Below are 18,789 nucleotides of genomic sequence, written 5' to 3'. Positions count from 1 at the left end.
TGTCATGAACAGAAAGAACCTTGTAGGTGTTTCATTTGCCGCATTAATTTTTATAGCAAGTTTCTGGCTCAGCGGTGGGTTAGGGCTTTATTGGAATGCTGCTGCATTTGCTATTGTCATGTCCGGTTTAGCTGTTGCTGTCATGCTCAGTTATCCTGTTGAACAACTGGTTGAAGCTTTCCGAGTTGTTCGCAATACTTACTCCAGCAGGCTCACCACACATGAAGAAATAGTAGATACATTGCTTGATCTAAGTGTCCGTTCACGTATGGACGGTATGCTTTCTCTCGAAAAAGCGGGCGAGCAGACAACCATGTCCTTTTTGAAAAACGGATTGATGCTTCTTGTTGATAATTTTAATGAAGAAGAGATTAAAGATTGTCTCAAGACAGAAATGTCTTTCTTTAATATGCGCAGAAATGAATCTGAGCGAGTTTTTCAGTCAATGGCTCGTTTTGCACCGGCATTCGGTGTTGCCGGGTCTGTCATCGGTCTGATCGGTCTTCTCATGGGTATTGATAACCCGGCTATGATTCTGAAACATATTCCGGTAGCATTTATTTCAACGCTTTACGGGGTAGTTCTCAGTAATATGATATTTGCTCCTATGGCTGAAACTGTGCGTTGCAGAACTAGAAATGAATTGATTAATCAGAAAATGATTATGGACGGTATTATTGCCATTAAGAATGAGCAAAATCCTTATAAACTTGAAAGAAAGCTGGTTGCTTTTCTCTGTCCCAACAACAGAGAAGGTAAGACCGAAGCTCTTAGAAATATTACCAGAAAGTATATCAAGATGCGCAAAGAAGAGAAGGACGGTAAGACAAAAATATTGCACGAAATTCCTTTAGTGAAAGCTTCCTGATTATTTTAAACGGCATTGAATCTTAAAAGCCTGGAATCTAGCTCGTATTGAGTTTATGTTCCGGGCTTTTTTACGTCTGAATTTTGACATATTTAGGTTGAATTTTAAAAAAGCTGTTATCTTGATTTACTTTTTTTAACTGACTGTATTAGAGTCAGGCATCGTGTTTACAGATAATAAGGAATTCACAGGATAAAAATAATAAGAAGGTGTATCAGAATGGGGTTGATTCTTGCCATTGATATAGGTGGAACAAATAGTAGGTTTGCTGCGTTTCAGGTTCGCTCGGAAAGCAGTCTTGTCATGAAAGAGAAAGTCTGGATTCCCAGTACGGATGCGGAAAGTTTTGAGCATCTTCTTGAGCTGTTGAAGGAAAGTGACTTTCAATATTTACCGCAGGATTTTGATATGGCGGTGATTGCCGTAGCAGGGCCGGTTGTAGGAGGGAATTATTGCCATCCCACCAATTTGAAATGGGCGGTGGATATTTCGAAAGGTCCCTCTGTTTACGGTTTTAAAAAAGCATCCTTAATAAATGACTTTGTAGCTCAGGCTTACGCCTGTAGAACTCCGGCTGTTGTAGAGTGCAAAGTTTTGCAACAGGGAACTTTTTCTCCGCAGGGTACTGTCGGAGTCCTCGGTGCAGGAACGGGTTTGGGGCATTGCGCTTTAGTTCCGGTTCCATCTGTAGGATTTGTTCCTGTCCCGTCTGAAGCCGGGCATATTACTTTTCCGTTTGAAACGGCTGAAGAGCTTGATTTTTGTGCTTTCGTGAAGGATCGAATCGGAATTTCATATTGCTACGGTGATGAAGTTCTTACTGGTAAGGGGCTTAACCATTTGCATTTATATCTGACGGGTGAAGATTTAAAACCTTATGAAGTGGCTAAGAAAATGGCTGACGGAGGGCTTACTCTTGACTGGTACAGAAAGTTCACAGCCAGATGCTGTCGTAATTATGCACTAAGTGTTCTGGCTACGGGTGGCTTATATATTTCTGGAGGAATTCTGGCGAAAAATCCTTTTGTTGTTGAGCATCCTGATTTCATGGAAGAATTTCGAAGGTCCAGCTCAATGGTTGAAGTGCTTAGCCGTATTCCTGTTTTTTTGAACGATAATCAAGATAGCGGCCTTTACGGTTCTGCTTTGTTCGGTGCGCTTGCCATGTAACTGTAAAAGTTAACAGGAAGGTTTATATGCCGATTTGTGATTACGATTTAGGGATAATCGGCGGCGGCGCTGCCGGACTTACTGTGGCTGCGGGAGCTGCGCAGCTTGGAGTTAAGGTTTTATTGATTGAAAAGGAAAACAGTTTAGGCGGTGACTGTCTTCATTATGGCTGTGTTCCAAGTAAAACTTTAATTCGAACAGCCAGAGTGCGCCACTTGATGGGTAAAGCGCAGGATTTCGGCCTGCCTTCTGTCGATCTTCCTCCTGTTGATTATTCCAAAGTTGCTGATCGTATTTCATCGGTTGTATCCGAGATTCAAAAACATGATTCTGTTGAACGTTTTAATTCGCTGGGGGTCTCGGTAAAATTCGGTTCTCCTTCGTTTGTCGAAAAACATTCAGTATTGCTGGAAGGTAAAAGCGTTTCTGCCCGTTCATGGGTAATAGCGACAGGGTCGTCTCCTGCCGCACCGCCTATTCCCGGTCTGAAGGATGTGCCTTGTCTTACTAATATGGACCTCTTTTCATTGCGGGAGCTTCCTACATCACTTTTGGTGCTTGGGGGTGGTCCCATTGCAATTGAGATGGCTCAGGCCTTCCAGAGGTTAGGGTGTGCGGTGACGGTTATTCAACGCAGTAATCATATTTTGAGCAAAGAAGATGCAGATATGGCTCAGTATGTGATGGATGCCATGATGCAGGACGGTGTAAAATTTATTTTAGGCGCGAAGGTTGAACAGGTCCGCAAAGGTTCAAGCGGAATTGAAGTTATTCTGGAAGATACCTTTGAAGGGATTGGTCCGCGAAAGGTTATAAACGGGCAGAAGCTTCTTGTTGCATTAGGCCGCAAAGCAAACACTTCCGGTCTGGAACTTGATGAGATCGGCATAAATCATAATTCGAATGGTATTGATGTTGATTCCAGAATGCGTACTTCGGTTAAGAATATTTATGCGGCAGGAGATGTTACAGGCAAGCATCGTTTTACACATGCCGCAGGATACGAAGGCGGGATAATCGTTGCCAATGCCGTTATGCATCTGCCGCGCAAAGCAAATTACAAATGGTTGCCATGGTGTACATATTCCGATCCGGAGCTTGCCAGTGTGGGGCTTAATGAAGTGAGGGCAAAAGCTCTGGGTATTAAGTACAGCATTGTTGTTGAAGAATTTTCAGGAAATGACCGTGCTTTGGCGGAAGGTGAAGGGTGCGGACGGATTAAATTGCTGCTTGATACTAAAGGCAAGCCTCTAGGCGTTCAGGTTGCGGCAGTACATGCCGGGGAATTGCTCGGAGAATGGGTGGCGGCAGTCAATGGAAGTGTCGGATTGGCAACCCTTGCCGGAGCAATTCATCCATATCCGACACTGATGGAAATTAATAAGCGGGTAGCAGGTAAGCTTCTCGGTGAAAAAATATTTTCCGATAAAGTCAGGAAGATTCTGCGGATGCTTTTTTCATATCGTGGGTGATCGTTACTGCAATAAATGTTTATTCAAAAACGTTTCCATTGCTTCATAGAATTCAAATTTGTTTTCCTGATTCATAAAACCATGCCCTTCGTTATCTTTCACCATGTATTCTACGGCGATTCCGCGCTTTTGAAGGGCTTCAACAATCTGGTCTGATTCAGCTTTTTTTACGCGTGGATCATTTGCTCCTTGGGCTACAAAAAGGGGGGCGGTTATTTGGTCAACGTGGAAAGCAGGTGATATTTCTTCAAGCAGTTTTTTATCTCGAACAGGGTCGCCGACCATCGTATAAAAACGATCTTTTTCTGACTCCCAGTATGGGGGGAAGGAATTCATTAAAGTAAAAAGATTTGACGGCCCTACATAATCAATACCGCAAGCATACAGGTCGGGTGTATAAGTCAGACCTGCAAGAGTTGCATACCCACCATAGGATGCGCCGTATATGGCCACTTTTTCAGGGTCTGCAATATTTTGATCTATAGCCCATTTTACCGCATCGGTCAGATCATTCTGCATTGTGCGGCCCCATTGTTTGAACCCTTTTTCCCAGAACTCTCTGCCGTATCCTGTAGAACCTCGAAAATTAACTTGCAGAACCGCGACCCCTCTATTGTTCAGGAATTGCGTTTCAGGATTAAATCCCCAATGATCTCTGGCCCATGGACCGCCATGCGGGTTAAGTACCATCGGTAGATTCGTGGCAGGGATTCCGACGGGAAGGCTCAGGTAACCGTTAATAGTAAGTCCGTCACGCGACGTGAAGGTGATAGGCTTAGTTTCCGCCATGCGGGATTCATCAAACCAAGGGCTGACATCGGCAATTTTCTCAAGCTTTTTATTCGGAATGTCGTAAATGTATCCAGCTCCGAGGCTTCGGTCGGAATAAGTCCTGACTACCATTTGGGTTTCATCTTTATTGAGACCGGTAACAACTACTTCATAGCCGGGCAGCAGGGCTTCAAGCTCGTTCTGAACTTCTTCTCTTTCGTCATCAAAGAACACATAGTGATGTTTATCAGAGTAGTATCCTGCACCTGTTATGACTTTGCGTTTCTTAGATCTTATGAGGTTTTCGGCATCAACATCGGGATGTTCGAAGATCATTTCTTCAAGTTTTTTGCTTTCGGGATTGAACAGATAAATTGCGGATTTATCGCGATCAATGTTTGTGGAAACATAAATTTTGTTGTCATCAAAACTGAAAAACAGCGGTGAAAATGAGGTTCGGAAATCGAGAGTCTTGATGGGAGTAAATTCATCTTCAATGTTTTTACGGTAGAGAATTATATTGTTACCGCCCTGAGTTGCAATGGCAACTCTCAGATTTCCGGCATTGTCAGTCATCCAGCCTGTAATATTTCCGGGATTTTGCGCTACAAGGGTCAGTTCTCCTGTAATGACGTTTAGTTTAAATACGTCAAAAAAACGGGCATCCCGCTTATTCATTGTGATTAAAATATTTTCGTCGTCGTTTTCAAGCTCGTCTACAAGACCTGTTCTAGTATTTTCAAAAGGAGTTAAATCCACCGCTCCGCTTCCGTCTACAGGAGCGCAGTAGGTGTGGAAATTCTCATCTCCGCCGAGGTCCTGACCATAAAGGATGCGTTCATTTCCAACCCAGTAATAACCTGAAATGTCACGGTTGGTACTGGAGGTTATGCGGTTTACCGCCCCGGATGGTAGATCTTTTACGAAAATATTCATGCGGTTCTGCCACGGGGCTTTCCACGCAACTTTATTTCCGTTCGGAGAGATGCTGAACTCGCTCGCAACAGGATTTTTAAAGAAATCCCGTAGTGGAATAAGTTCGGTTTTGTCGACTCTTCCGCCACTGCTTTCTATTTTCGACTTAACTTCAATCTTAGTTTTTGCACATGCGGTAAAGCTCAAGAGCAGAGCGGATATTGCGATAAGAGTAAGTAGTGATTTGTATTTTATCATGACGGAAAATGTATTCGGCTAGTTTTCTGACTTTTCATAAACAGCAACTTTACCGGCTCCTCGTATTTTAGATGATTTTAATGCTGAAGACGCTTCTTTCATCAGCGTTTCGGATGAACAACCTTTGACGCATGGGGCAATTCCGGTATTTATTTTAAGTGAAATGGAACTTGTTGTCTTATCTTTTTTAACCAGTAAGTTGATTTTTTCAGCAAGTTTTTGAGCGTTTTCACTTGAAGTGTGGGGTGCAAGTATTACAAATTTATCTCCGCCTACGCGGAAAAAACTGTCCGGTCGTCTTAAATTTTTTCGAACCATTCTAGCAAATCTGGCTAAGATTTTATCACCGGCCTTCTGTCCGTATTTTTGATTTATTCCTTTAAAATCATGAATATCCATTTTGATGAGTACCAGATCTGAGCTGTATCTGGTAGCGGTTGCAATTTCTCTGTCCGCTTCCTCATAGAATTTTTTCCTGCCGGGAAGATTAGTAAGAGTGTCTCTTTCGGACAGTTTTTTGATAATGCTTTCAGATTCTTGATGTTCCAATTCCTGCTGAATTAATCTTCGTTTCATGTAGGCGTCAGCTATAAAATATTGAAGAACGATAAAGATACATATCAAAATAATAATGCTGTATTCCATTTTGATTGTATCACGAAGTGAAGCTTTGTATTCTTTATCGATATTTACCAGAGTGTTGATTATTACTTCATCCAAGGAATTTGTTAGGTATAAAATTGATTGTTCAGGTTGGATATCCTGTGGATTTATAGAAGCTTTCAAAAAATTTTCAGCCAAGTTTATCAGTTTTTTGTTGTTGGCATTTATGACAGTGTAAAAAGAATTGTCTTTTTTAATATCTTTAAGCTTTTTGATAAGATTTGATAATCGTTCAGCCTCATAGGATGTGCGTGTTGTAATATTTTTACCTGCTATTCTGTACGCATCGGAGCGGATGTCTTCGAGGCATTGTTTCACATTGTTCAGTCGTTGCTGCTCAACTATAATAGTATGAAAAAGGAATATTGCTGAAACAGTCAATATGAAAATAATGGGTAAAATCACGAGACGAGGGAAACCGATGGATGAATTGTTTTTCATTTTTTAACAGTACCTTGGTGTGACTTTTAAGTATGGTATATTTGATTCTCAGCAATTCTATTAACCTTGCAGACGCTTTATGTAAAATTAAAATATTGCTATTTATAGGATGTTAACGTTGTTCAGAGTAAGGCGTATTGATTGAAGGATTAAGATAATAAAGTAAGTCCGTAATTTTTTTATGTTGCCCTGAACCCTTCCATGGGCTAGGGAAAACCGCGTGGCTGATGGAAAAATCTATTGAGCCGATTGGCGGATATTAATTTCAGTATGTTTATATCGAAAATTTAAGGGTGAACTGCCGTGGCAGATAATTATAGAAAAACTTTTCTGATTTCATGGGATAAGTTGCATAGAGATTCCAGAGAATTGTCGAGACGGCTTCTGGAACTTGGTCCTTTTAAAGGCATTTTAGCTATTACCCGTGGCGGGCTTGTTCCGGCTGCAATTTTAGCCCGCGAAATGGACATAAGACTTATCGACACGGTTTGCATTTCAACTTATGACTGGAAAGTGCAGGAAAAGAAATCTACTGTACTCAAAGGTTTTGAAGGGGATGGCGAAGGCTGGCTTCTGGTTGACGACCTTGTTGATACCGGCAAGACAGCCAAACTGGTCAGAGAAATGGTGCCTAAAGCTCATTTTGCCACCGTTTATGCCAAGCCTGAAGGTAGAGCTCTGGTTGATACTTTTATAACTGAGGTCAGTCAGGATACATGGATTTTATTTCCATGGGACAGCGAAACTCAGTTTGTACAGCCTATTGTAAAGAGTTCGCAGGGTGAATAAAATCTATTAAGATTTATTTTTAATAAATCTTAATTATATTTAAAGGTTGTAACAAGCCGATTAAATAATACTGGTCAACTGCCGGGTATGTAATGCCGGGGAGTTGCTTTAGTATTTTCTTTTTTGGTTGTTTTTTTGTTGTTGAAGGGAGGGAGCCGTTAAACACGGACTTTCAGGATCAAAAATCGTTTTGTATTTTTAAGGAGTGGATAATGCGTAAGTTAATGATCATGGTCATCGTTGCTGCAATGTCTGTAATGATGGCAACTGTTGCTTTTGCCGATGCCAAGAAAAAAGTCAAAGTTGGCTTTGTCTACATTTCTCCTGTTGCTGATGCAGGCTATTCATATGCTCAGGATCAGGGCCGTCTTGCTATTGATAAACTTCCTTATGTTGAATCTTCTTTTGTTGAGTCCGTTGCTGAAGGCACAGACTCCGAGCGCGTAGTTCTTAACTTCGCACGCAAAGGATACGACGTCATTTTCGGAACAAGCTTCGGTTACATGGACCCTATGGTCAAAGTTTCCAAGAAGTTCCCTAACGTTGCATTCATGCATTGCTCAGGATTCAAGACTACTCCTAATATGACCAACTATTTCGGCCGCATGTATCAGGCTCGTTACCTCACAGGTATGGTTGCCGGTATGATGAGCAAAAGCAACATCATCGGTTATGTTGCGGCTTTCCCGATTCCCGAAGTAATTCGCGGAATCAACGCATTCACCCTCGGTGCTCGCGCTGTGAATCCTAAAGCTACTGTTCGTGTTGTATGGACAAAGACTTGGTATGACCCTGCTCTTGAAAAAGACGCAGCTATCAGCCTTCTCGACATGGGGGCTGATGTTATTACTCAGCATCAGGATTCACCCGGTCCTCAGGAAGCTGCACAGGAACGCGGAAAATACTCCATCGGTTACAACTCCGATATGGCTAGACTTGCTCCTAAATCTCACCTTACTGCCGCAGTCTGGAACTGGGCACCTCTCTTCACAAATGTTGTTGAGCAGGTTCGTGACGGTGTTTGGCAGGGTAATGAGTCTCTGTGGTGGGGCATGGATCAGGGCGTAGTTGATATCGCTCCTTTCGGTTCTATGGTTCCGCAGAATGTTCAGGACAAAGTTAATGCTGCCAAAGCTGAAATTGTTGCAGGCAACAATGCAATCTTTGTCGGTCCTCTTAAAAATCAGGCTGGCAAAGTAATTATTCCTGCCGGTCAGACTCTTGACGATCCTAAACTTCTCGGCATGTCTTGGTTTGTCGAAGGCGTCGTCGGAAACACAGAGTAATATAATTTATGTTGGGTTATCGGTTACAAAAGCGCGATGAACCCTGGAACTGGGGCGCCCCGTTTATTGTCGTGGGTGCTCTGGTTCTTTCTTTAGGAGCGAGTGCGCTTCTACTTGAATTGCAGGGAAAATCAGCTGTGGAAGGACTTCTTGTGCTTTGGCAGGGGTCTTTTGGTGCGTCTTGGGCTTTGGAAGATGCCCTGTTAAAATCTATCCCTATTTTTCTTTGCGCACTTGGTGTTGCAACTGCTTTCAGAATGCAGGTCTGGAATATCGGAGCAGAAGGACAGTTTGCCTTGGGAGCCATCGGGGCGACTTGGGCGGCCTTGAATTTTCCTGATCTTCCGGGTTATCTGCTCATGCCTTTAATGTTTATCATGGCTGCAATTTTTGGTGGATTCTGGGCCTATATCCCTGCCATTTTGCGTCTTAAGTTAAAGGTTAATGAAATAATTTCAACCTTGATGCTCAATTATATTGCCATACTCCTTCTGGAATATCTGGTTTTCGGAGTCTGGAAAGATCCTAAAAGTTTCGGTTTTCCGATTACCCCCGAGTTTACCTCGAATGCTATTATCGGTCAGATTGGAACCAGTCGGCTGCATTGGGGATTCGCCGTATGTGTGGCGGCCGGGATCGGTATGTGGGCCTTTATGCGGTATACCCGTTTAGGCTTTGAGATAAAGGTTGCGGGGGAAGGTGAGCGCGTTTCCATGTATTCACGCCTTCCTTACGGGATGCTCACTATTCTTGTTATGGCTGTTTCCGGCGGGCTTGCCGGATGGGCCGGGTGTATTGAAACTTCCGCTGTCGTCAACAGGCTTCAGCCGAGTATCATGGTCGGGTACGGTTATACCGCAATTGTTGTGGCGTGGCTTGCCAGACTGCATCCTCTCTATATTGCTATTTCTGCTTATTTGCTTGCGGCTCTCAGGGTGGGAGTGGAAAATTTGCAGCTTGAACTTCAAGTGCCTGCCGCCTTCGGGTCGATCATGGAAGGACTTATTCTTATGTCGGTGCTTGCTGGACAAATGCTGGTTACATACAAGATAACACGGAAGAAATAGACGGCTGTGCATCAGCTCAGTTTGAAATCTAATCGGGTGATATAAATGCTGGAAAGTTTTATTGTTCCTCTGCTGGCTGCGACAGTTCAGTCCGGTACCCCTATTTTGTACGCAACTCTTGGTGAGATTCTCACTGAGAAGGGCGGCGTGCTTAATCTCGGAGTTGAGGGGATGATGAGTATGGCGGCTTTTGTTGCATTCTTTGTCAGCTATACAACCGGAAATCCATGGCTGGGATTTGTGTGCGGAGGTCTTGCCGGATCTATGATGGCAATGCTGCATGGTTTCGTTTGTATTACCTGTCTTGGTAATCAGGTAGTTTCAGGCCTTGCCTTAACGATACTCGGCGTAGGCCTTTGTCATTTTCTCGGGACTCCTTATATAGGGATGTCAGCAGCCGGATTCCATAAGTTTTCTATCCCGTTTATTTCCTCTATTCCTTACATAGGAAAAATCTTTTTTAGACAGGATACTCTTGTATATGTGTCCTATTTCATTCCACTTCTGTTAATGCTTTTTATTAACAGAACCAGTATGGGGTTAGCTATAACAGCTGTCGGCGAAAAGCCTGCTGCCGCCGCCGCTGCCGGACTTAAAGCCGTAAGACTGCGCTGGATGGCGCTGCTCGGCGGTGGTTTTTTGATTGGTCTTGGCGGAGCATATCTTTCACTTGCATACACCCATCTATGGGCGAACGGTCTTGCAGGCGGCAGAGGCTGGATTGCGGTTGCCTTGGTTATTTTTGCATTCTGGCGTCCGGGAAGAGCTGTTTTCGGAGCTTATCTTTTCGGCGGTGTAATGGCTTTTCAGCTTAGACTTCAAGCTATAGGTACACATATTCCTTCTTCACTTCTGTTGATGCTGCCATATGCTCTTACTATTCTGGTGTTGGTTTTTTCCGCTGTCAGAGGGCGCGGAGGGAATTCTCCAGCACATCTCGGAATTAACATTGAACCGGAAGGGTAGGTAGGATCGACATGAATGGACAACAGGATTTAACCCGTCCGGACTCTCAAAAAGCAACAGGATTTACTGACGCTTCTCCGTTGATATCCTTAAAAGGTCTCACCAAGCGGTTTGGTAAAGTCGTTGCGAATGATAATATTTCACTTGATCTGTATCCCGGTCGTATCAAGGCATTACTTGGTGAAAACGGAGCAGGTAAAAGTACTTTGATGAGTATGCTTGCCGGACGCTTTAAGCCTGACGAAGGTTATATTGAAGTCGATGGGGTGCGTGCAGATTTCACCTCTTCAAAGGATGCTATTAAAGCCGGAATCGGTATGGTTTATCAGCATTTTATGCTGGTTGATACCATGACGGTTGCTGAGAATGTACTTCTTGGTCAGGAAGGTTCTTTTTTTGTTAATCCCCGTGAAATGAATGATAGAGTCCGTAAGCTTGCAGAAGATTACGAGCTTGAAATTGATCCTACTGCCAGAATTTCTGATCTTTCCATGGGTGAGAAACAGCGCGTTGAAATTTTAAAATTACTCTATAGAGAAAGTCGGGTTCTTATTTTTGATGAACCTACGGCTGTGCTCACTCCCCGCGAAGCATTTCGTCTTTTCGAGGCTCTCTGGGCTATGACTAGACTTGGCAAATCTGTTGTTTTCATCAGTCATAAGCTTGAAGAAGTTATGGCAATCGCCGATGACGTAGCTATTTTACGCCGCGGGAAAATTGATGCGGAAGTTCCAAGAGATAAAATTACATCAAAAGCAGATCTAGCTTGTCGGATGGTCGGTAAAGAGATTTTGCTTGAAGTAAATAAAGAAGAAGTTGAAATCGGTGATAAGGTTCTTGAAGTAAAGAACATGACCGGGATAGGGCTTCGTGATATCAGCCTTGATGTACATAAGGGTGAAATTGTCGCCATCGTCGGTGTTGCCGGAAATGGTCAGCAAGAATTGGTAGAGGGCGTAAGCGGACTTCGCAAGCCTCCCAAGGATACAATTTTTATAATGAACAAGCCTTGGCGCAAGTTTTTTGCGGAAATGACGTGGAATAATTCTATGTCATATATTCCCGAGGACAGGCTTGATCTTGCTACTGCCCGAAATCTGGATCTGGTTGATAATTTGCTCTTAACAACCCGTCAGGGGTTCTCTGCCGGTCCCATACTTCAACGCGATAAAGCTGCAAAAATAGCTGAGGAGCTCGTCAAAGATTATGACGTTCGCCCCGGCAGAATTCAGGCTCTGGCTTGGCAGCTTTCAGGTGGAAATTTGCAAAAGATGGTATTGGCCCGTGAGCTTTATCGTCAGCCGCATCTTATAGTCGCTGAACAGCCTACTCAGGGACTTGATATCTCTGCCACTGAGGAAGTTTGGAATAAACTTTTGGAAGCCCGTAAAATGGCCGGAATATTGCTTATAACCGGAGATCTGGGTGAAGCCATTCAGTTGGCTGATCGTATCGCTGTGATGTATTGTGGGCAAATTATGGATGAATTTCATGTGTCTGATACTGCTAAGCTTGATAATATCGGGTTGTTGATGGCAGGTGTCAGGGAATAAGACCTTATAATAATATTATAAAAGCCTCTTTTTACATTGTAAGGAGAGGCTTTTTGTTTTTTCTAAGTAATTGAATTTTTCTTGAGTCTTTTTAGAAAATTTTATGTAAATAAAAAGCATTAAATAGAGATTAATTAAATGTTGTTTGTATATTTTTATTCATAAATTCTAAGGTGAAATTTCAAATTTTACTATGCCTTCATATAACTTTGCAGTGTTGAGTGTTAAATATTTATAGATAATTTATTTACTGCATTAATATTACAATTAACTTGGTGGCATATCGTTATGTTAATGTGTGTGAATTTTTTCTCAATATCTTTGTGTAGTCTGCTTTGATGTCGTCTGAGCATGTTACAGGCGTTATGCATCCCCTCATTTTTATTGAAATAATCGTTGATTTTGAGTAGGAAGTTACGACTTTCTTGAGGAGGAATAGAATGAAGAGTAATTTTTTGTATGTAGGAGTGGCAGTTGTGTTTGCCATCCTAGTTATTATTTATGCGACCACCACTAGTCATTTAAGTGAAGAGATCGCCAGTATCTCTTCCGATAAAGCCGATATCACCAACCCTACGTTGACTGTCAGCTTCCCTGTAACATTTGAATTTAAACGCCCTGCCGAGTTGAACAAAACTCGTTTTTCACAGGTTAAATTCTCTCATTTCAATCATCAGGATGTCTCTTGTGTGAAGTGCCATCACACTTGGGACGGCAAAGCTCCTGTGAAGAGCTGTGCTACCGATGGTTGTCATAACGAGTTGAAGGCTAAGGGTGAAACTGAGTCTTACTTCAAGGCGTTCCATACTCTGCATAGTGACCGCAGTTGCCGCGGATGCCATGCTGGTATGAACAAAGCCGGTAAGACAGAATTGAAGCTTGCTCCTTGTGCCAACAATGCTTGTCATGTAATAGTGCCAAGAGTTGCTGCTACGAATTAGGAGATCTTCGACTCACTAATCGAAATTGATTTTTAACAAGAAAACGCCTGCCGGATTATCCGGTAGGCGTTTTCTTGTTTGTTGCAGTATTTATTTTTTATGCTTGACTCAGTTTTTTATATCTTTTAAACATACCATACCGTATGGTATTAAAAATGAGGTGCAGATCATTGACTCTATTAAAAGTTGAAGAAAATAAGAAGATTCGCCGCAACGCAACTGATTTGCTTGATGCGGGGCTTCATTTGTTAGCAGAAAACAGCATTCAGCAGCTGACTATTGATGCTTTATGTAAGCAATTGGATGTAACTAAGGGGTCCTTTTATCACCATTTTAAAGGACGAGATGATTATCTTGAGCGGATGCTTGAACATTGGGTGGAGGAATGGACAATTGGAAGCATGCAAAATGCTTCAGCCGGTTCTGTTAGTGCTGCAGAGCGTTTTGATGCAATTGTAGATAAATCCAATGATCTGCCGCACGGCCCTGAAACAAGTATTCGCGCTTGGGCTCAAATTGATCCATTGGCGCGAAGTTATCTCGAAAAGGTCGATTCAACTCGTATGAATTATTTGTATGAAATATTTAATGAAGTCTCAGGGGATCATGATCGTGCGTTGCTTTTGTCACGGATCAGTTATTCCCTTTTTGTTGGGACAAGAATGGTTGCACCTGCAATTTTGGGTGAAGAGCGTGATAATATAATAAAATTAATGAAAAATGAATTGTACGGCATGCCAGATGCTAAAAAAGATTAAGGGAGAAAATTATGCAATCTGAAATTCCATGGGACGAAGTGATAGACCTGTTCGGCAAAGTTCCTAGTATGTCAATTGCAACGGTGGATGAAGATGGTAGTCCGCGTGTATCGCCTATTGGGTCAGTTCTTTTTAGTGGTGAAGGGCGAGGATATTATTTCGAGAAATTTCCGAAAAGTATGCGGTCTAACCTCGATCGTGATTCAAGGATGAGCATTATGGCTGTGCATCCGGGAATTGGATTTTGGGTAGGCGCATTGTGGCGGGGGCGGTTTAAGGAACAGTCTGCAATACGTTTGGTGTGTGAAGCTGGAGCACGTCGTAAGGCAACGCAGGAAGAGCGCAACGCTTGGCTTACCAAAGTACGTCCTTTTCGGTTCTTTAAGGGACATGATTTGCTTTGGAAAGATATGAGCGATTTGCGCGAATTTAAAGTTATACGCGTTGAGCCTGTTGAACTTGGGAGGATGAACCCAAGTCGGAGTTCTAAGCAAGTTGTAAATTCAATTCCTGCTCTGAGAAAATTGGTGAAAGATGCTGAGTGTTTTGAATCAAAAGCCTTTATCGGTGAATGTTCTATGAATAAGTTTTTGGTTCGGATGCTAAGCTATAAACCTTTATGGTTGCGCATGCTTTATAGCATAAGAGGATTTGTTGTAAAAATAATGGGAGTTAATGATGTTGTTGATCATACAAACATCGAAATAGAAGATATCAATTTTGCAATCGGTAGAAAAGTAGATTTTTTTACTACCATAGACTATAAAGCCGATCATTATTGGATTGGAAAAGCCAGTGATAAACATTTAACTTGTTATTTAGGAGTTGTCGCAGAGCCGCTTGATTCTAAAAAAGTTAAATTTCATACGTTTATAATCGTCAATTTCCTCTATTGGACTGGTCCAATATATTTCAAATTGATTGGTCCTTTTCATCATATTGTTATGCATTGCATGGGGAGATATGGTGTAAAAGAATGATTTAACAGTGTAGTGGGTGTCTATCCGTTTAACAGATTGTCGGCAGCGCTTAGGTGAACTTCAAGTTCGCTGTCTTTCAATTTTAGTTTATATTGCAGTTCCTTCATCGATTCACCCGGATCGTAAAGAGGATAGTCACTGCCGAAAAGGATTTTTTCGCGCGGGTGTTTTCTCATTATTTCTTGAAGCAGACTTTTATCCATAAATGGCAACGCGCTTGATGTGTCCATATAAACATCGCTTCCGGCTAAATAATCCACCACCCATTTCCAGTGATATAATCCACCCATATGGGCCGCAATGGCCGTCAATTTCGGGAAATTTTGCAGAATATTTTTGAGCTTAACGGGGCATGAAGGATTCTGTTCAGGAGGAAGTTTATCTCCGATATGAAACATGGCTATAAATCTGCCTTCAATCATTTCAAGCAATCTATAAAATTTAGGGTCATCCATGAAAAAGGACTGAAAGTCGGGGTGAAACTTAAGTCCCTTGATTCCATTCCTTTCAAGGCGTGCAAATTCCTTTTCCGGGTCATCATAATCAGGGTGCATAGTTCCGAAAGATATTATGCGCGGGTCGCTCTTTTGCAGTTCTAAAGACCAGTTGTTGGCAGGAACAACCTGTGCCGGTTCAGTTGCAGCTGTATGGATTATTACTTTATCCAGTCCAGCTCTATCGGCCCGCATAAGCAGGTCTTCAACTAAACCTGTGCCGATGGCAGTTATACCGTAATGGCTGTTCAGTTGTGATAGAACTTTTTGAGATATTTTGGGATGAAAAGCGTGGGTGTGAACGTCGTAGTACATTTGATATTGTCTTTTATATTTTGAGTATAATAATATTGTTTATTTGTTTTTGAAAAGAAACACCTGCATAAATAGGAATTCCATTCATACGGAGTGCTGTTCTTTTCTTAGATGGCTTTTTTTTGCTGAGATCAGGCAGAATTAATTATTGTTTAGAATATTTCTCTAAGCCATTCGGGGATTCTGACTGGGCGACCTTCCGGATTTACGCAGGCATGTTCTGTAAAACCGTTGGCGACATGTATGGTTCGGTCGTTTTTGTATATGTCGTAGACAAAAATAACAGAGGCTCTTTTCCATTCGCCTATACCGACACGTATATTCAACATGTCATCGTAATGAGCCGGGGTGCGATACCTGCAGGAGGCTTCCCTGACAGGTAAAAAGATGCCTCTTTCTTCAACAACGGAATAACTCATTCCTCTTTCGCGAATAAGGTGACTGCGCGATCTTTCGAAAAAGTGAAGGTATTCAGCATAGTATACAACTCCCATTGCGTCTGTTTCACCATAAGAAACACTGTGGTTGAACCATGCGTCAGGAGTTGGAAAATCTTTATTAATAGTCATATAATTTAATTGGTAAGGTTAAGCACCCATTGCATAAGTTCATGCCCTTTTTCCAGAATCAGGCCTGTGGATTTAGCATTCTTTTCAGAAAAAGACTTTAAATCGGACCCGTCGCATTTATCACTTACTAAAATAAAGGGAACGGGGGCCGCATCATGAGTTTTTGTTTCAATGGGCGTAAAGTGATCACAGGTGACCAGATAAGAAGCTGTGCCCAAAGGATATTTTTCCATTAAAGGTCCGATGATCTGAGCATCAAATCTTTCGATGGAAGCGATTTTATCTTTGATGCTGCCCATGTGGCCTGACTCATCCGGTCCTTCGAGGTGAACGAATGCGAAGTCACCATGTTCCAGAAATTTAAGTGTCGCGTCAACCTTGCCGGCATAGTTAGTATCAACAAGGCCGGTAGCGCCTTCAATATCAATTACTTCCAGCCCGGAAGCTCTGCCGAGTCCTTTAATCAGGTCAACAGCCGAAATGACAGCGCCTTTCATTGAATATTTTTCACGAAAATCCGGTAGAATAAGCGGATTACCCTGTCCCCACGCCCAGATACTGACAACTTTGGTTCCGTTGTCTTTAAGCACTTTAGCTGCGTCGCGTAAAAGCTTATCCATTAAAGGGCTTTTGGCGAATTCTTCGATATCATCAGCAATGGACTTATCTGTAAGATCATGAGGCGGTCTGATCGCAAGTTTGCTCTCAAGTTTTTTTGCACCACCCTTATGGACCAGCAGATGTCTGTACTGAATGCCGGGGTAGAAGGTGAACTCATCATTTCCAAGTTCTTTTTGAAGCAGCTCAACCAATGGTACAGATTTGTCGGTGGAAATATGCCCTGACGAATAGTCGTGCATAATTCCATCACTGGATAATTCTGAAAGGTTAACCAGATTCATACGCCAAACCAGATCATCCGGGTCTAGTTTCAGCCCTTGCGCAGCCGCTTCAATGGGGCCTCGACCAGTGTGATACTTAGTCGGATCGAACCCGAGCAGAGACATATTTGCAATGTCTGATCCTGGGGGCATACTGGACGGAACAGTTCTGCAACGGCCAACAATCCCTTTGTTTGCTAGCATATCCATATTCGGAGTAAATGCGGCTTCCATGGTTGTTTTATTACCAAGTTCCTTAATGGGCCATCCGCCCATGCCGTCAGCAATCAGAAAAAGCAGTTTCATTCTGTTCTCCATCAACCTTAAAGAATTCTCATGCTTACGGTTGGTCTTGTAATGAAAGACATACGGTCGATTTCACGCAGCGCTGCATTAACGTTTTTAGTGCTGGCTTTGTGGGTCGTAAAAACAATGGGAACATTCGTTTCAGAAGCTGCGCCTTTCTGGACAGCCTGAGCGATTGATATATTGTGTTCCGCAAGAATTTTTGAAAGCGAAGCCATTACCCCTGCTTTGTCTGCAACAGTGAATCTGAAATAGTATTCAGATGTTGCCAACTCGGGAGCAAGAATTTCTGCTTTTGTAATGGGGCTGTTGTTAAATCCGGTATTGTCAGGAGTTTTCGATCCTGAAAGGGCCATAATGTCGGCCATTACGGCGCTGCCTGTTGGAAGGGAGCCTGCGCCCTGTCCGTGAAAAAATGATGGTCCTACTGCATTTCCTTCAACTCTGACGGCGTTGTAGTTTCCGCCGACTCTTGCCAGCAGCAGAGTGTATTTAACCAGTGCCGGAAATACTCCCGCTTCCAGTTTACCGCCTACATCGCGAACCTGTCCGATCAGTTTGATTCGATAGCCTAAATCTCTGGCGAAAAGAATATCCTGCCCTTCGATGCGGGTGATACCTTCTACCGGAAGCTTTGCAAGGGGGTAGTCTTTTCCATATGCGAGGCGGATAAGCACGACAAGTTTGTGAGCAGTATCAATGCCTTCAATATCAAAAGTGGGATCGGCTTCGGCGTATCCAAGGTCTTTTGCCTGAGAAAGAGCCGTATCGAATTCCAGCCCGTTAGTGCTCATCTCTGAGAGAATGTAGTTGGCTGTTCCGTTCATGATTCCGACGATGGACTTAATGCGGTTGGCGGCAAGGCTTTCTTTTATCGCTTGGATAATAGGAATTCCTCCGGCCACGCTTGCTTCATAATATAAGCCCACACCGTTTTTGCGCGCTATTTCAAATAATTCAATTCCGTGTTCAGCTAAGAGGTGCTTGTTGGCAGTAACTACATGCTTGCCGGATTTAAGAGATTTTTTGACAATGTCGAAGGCCGCAGTAATCCCGCCCATAAGTTCTACGACGATGTCAACATCAGGACATGAAGTGAATTCTTCGATGTTGTCCGTGAGTTGTGCTCCCGGGCCGAGAAGGAAATCTCTCTGTTTTTTGAGATCTCGAACGAGAACTGACGCTATTTTGAATTTTTTCCCGCAACGGGCGAGAATGACATCTTCGTTCTCTTCGATAATCCGGGCAAGCCCGGTTCCGACTGTACCGAACCCTGCAATGGCTAGCTTGACTGTCTGCATTAATACCTCTTCATGAAGTTCTCTG

General features: G+C 42.8%; 17 protein-coding genes. 11 read left to right on the top strand and 6 right to left on the bottom strand.

The annotated features are described in order from the left end of the window. Positions 1 to 4: 4 nt before the first annotated feature. The 3 genes from JEY82_RS04860 (at position 5) to JEY82_RS04850 (ending at position 3,510) form a co-directional block, all read left to right on the top strand. Positions 5 to 868 (top strand): motility protein A, encoded by an 864-nt coding sequence (locus JEY82_RS04860; protein ID WP_092160946.1) that lies wholly within the window; start codon positions 5 to 7, stop codon positions 866 to 868. A gap of 219 nt (positions 869 to 1,087) precedes the next feature. Further along, complete coding sequence (locus JEY82_RS04855) at positions 1,088 to 2,038, top strand: glucokinase (RefSeq protein WP_304083197.1); 951 nt, start codon at positions 1,088 to 1,090, stop codon at positions 2,036 to 2,038. 26 nt (positions 2,039 to 2,064) lie between these two features. Further along, positions 2,065 to 3,510: an NAD(P)/FAD-dependent oxidoreductase gene (locus JEY82_RS04850; RefSeq protein ID WP_304083195.1), complete on the top strand. Its 1,446-nt coding sequence runs from the start codon at positions 2,065 to 2,067 to the stop codon at positions 3,508 to 3,510. Positions 3,511 to 3,513: 3 nt separating this feature from the next. Here JEY82_RS04850 and JEY82_RS04845 read toward each other — a convergent pair whose 3' ends face one another. Continuing rightward, on the bottom strand, positions 3,514 to 5,454 hold the full coding sequence (locus tag JEY82_RS04845) for a S9 family peptidase (RefSeq protein WP_304083193.1): 1,941 nt from the start codon (positions 5,452 to 5,454) through the stop codon (positions 3,514 to 3,516). Positions 5,455 to 5,472: 18 nt separating this feature from the next. Beyond that, entirely contained in the window at positions 5,473 to 6,558 is a 1,086-nt protein-coding gene (locus JEY82_RS04840) for a GGDEF domain-containing protein (protein ID WP_304083191.1), read from the bottom strand. 303 nt (positions 6,559 to 6,861) lie between these two features. Between JEY82_RS04840 and gpt the strand changes: the two genes are divergently transcribed. The 8 genes from gpt (at position 6,862) to JEY82_RS04800 (ending at position 14,898) form a co-directional block, all read left to right on the top strand. Beyond that, positions 6,862 to 7,347: a xanthine phosphoribosyltransferase gene (gpt, locus tag JEY82_RS04835; RefSeq protein WP_092160956.1), complete on the top strand. Its 486-nt coding sequence runs from the start codon at positions 6,862 to 6,864 to the stop codon at positions 7,345 to 7,347. A gap of 212 nt (positions 7,348 to 7,559) precedes the next feature. Continuing rightward, positions 7,560 to 8,633 carry a BMP family ABC transporter substrate-binding protein gene (locus tag JEY82_RS04830; RefSeq protein WP_092160959.1) on the top strand — a complete coding sequence of 358 codons (1,074 nt, stop codon included), beginning with the start codon at positions 7,560 to 7,562 and terminating at the stop codon, positions 8,631 to 8,633. Positions 8,634 to 8,641: 8 nt separating this feature from the next. After that, positions 8,642 to 9,700: an ABC transporter permease gene (locus JEY82_RS04825; RefSeq protein ID WP_304083187.1), complete on the top strand. Its 1,059-nt coding sequence runs from the start codon at positions 8,642 to 8,644 to the stop codon at positions 9,698 to 9,700. A 45-nt stretch (positions 9,701 to 9,745) separates the two neighbouring features. Beyond that, positions 9,746 to 10,666 (top strand): ABC transporter permease, encoded by a 921-nt coding sequence (locus JEY82_RS04820; protein ID WP_304083184.1) that lies wholly within the window; start codon positions 9,746 to 9,748, stop codon positions 10,664 to 10,666. An 11-nt stretch (positions 10,667 to 10,677) separates the two neighbouring features. Continuing rightward, positions 10,678 to 12,219 carry an ABC transporter ATP-binding protein gene (locus tag JEY82_RS04815; protein ID WP_304083181.1) on the top strand — a complete coding sequence of 514 codons (1,542 nt, stop codon included), beginning with the start codon at positions 10,678 to 10,680 and terminating at the stop codon, positions 12,217 to 12,219. Positions 12,220 to 12,659: 440 nt separating this feature from the next. After that, the gene (locus JEY82_RS04810) at positions 12,660 to 13,160 is read left to right on the top strand and encodes a cytochrome c3 family protein (protein ID WP_304083179.1); all 501 of its coding nucleotides are present in this window, start codon (positions 12,660 to 12,662) and stop codon (positions 13,158 to 13,160) included. A gap of 170 nt (positions 13,161 to 13,330) precedes the next feature. Continuing rightward, positions 13,331 to 13,918, top strand: a complete 588-nt coding sequence (locus JEY82_RS04805; RefSeq protein ID WP_304083176.1) for a TetR/AcrR family transcriptional regulator — start codon at positions 13,331 to 13,333, stop codon at positions 13,916 to 13,918. An 11-nt stretch (positions 13,919 to 13,929) separates the two neighbouring features. Further along, positions 13,930 to 14,898 (top strand): DUF2867 domain-containing protein, encoded by a 969-nt coding sequence (locus JEY82_RS04800; protein WP_304083173.1) that lies wholly within the window; start codon positions 13,930 to 13,932, stop codon positions 14,896 to 14,898. 20 nt (positions 14,899 to 14,918) lie between these two features. On the opposite strand, the gene JEY82_RS04795 is transcribed toward JEY82_RS04800, so the two are convergent. From JEY82_RS04795 to JEY82_RS04780, 4 genes are all read right to left on the bottom strand, one after another. Then, positions 14,919 to 15,707 carry an amidohydrolase family protein gene (locus tag JEY82_RS04795; RefSeq protein ID WP_304083170.1) on the bottom strand — a complete coding sequence of 263 codons (789 nt, stop codon included), beginning with the start codon at positions 15,705 to 15,707 and terminating at the stop codon, positions 14,919 to 14,921. A gap of 152 nt (positions 15,708 to 15,859) precedes the next feature. Then, complete coding sequence (locus JEY82_RS04790) at positions 15,860 to 16,276, bottom strand: thioesterase family protein (RefSeq protein ID WP_304083167.1); 417 nt, start codon at positions 16,274 to 16,276, stop codon at positions 15,860 to 15,862. 5 nt (positions 16,277 to 16,281) lie between these two features. Next, positions 16,282 to 17,463, bottom strand: coding sequence for a cofactor-independent phosphoglycerate mutase (locus JEY82_RS04785; protein ID WP_304083165.1), 1,182 nt, complete (start codon positions 17,461 to 17,463; stop codon positions 16,282 to 16,284). 17 nt (positions 17,464 to 17,480) lie between these two features. Next, on the bottom strand, positions 17,481 to 18,764 hold the full coding sequence (locus JEY82_RS04780; RefSeq protein ID WP_304083161.1) for a homoserine dehydrogenase: 1,284 nt from the start codon (positions 18,762 to 18,764) through the stop codon (positions 17,481 to 17,483). Positions 18,765 to 18,789: the final 25 nt, after the last annotated feature.

The sequence above is a fragment of the Maridesulfovibrio ferrireducens genome, assembly GCF_016342405.1.
Lineage (GTDB): Bacteria > Desulfobacterota > Desulfovibrionia > Desulfovibrionales > Desulfovibrionaceae > Maridesulfovibrio > Maridesulfovibrio ferrireducens_A.
The sequence above is the reverse complement of the archived record's forward strand: the minus strand, read 5'-3'. Positions and strand labels throughout refer to the sequence as shown.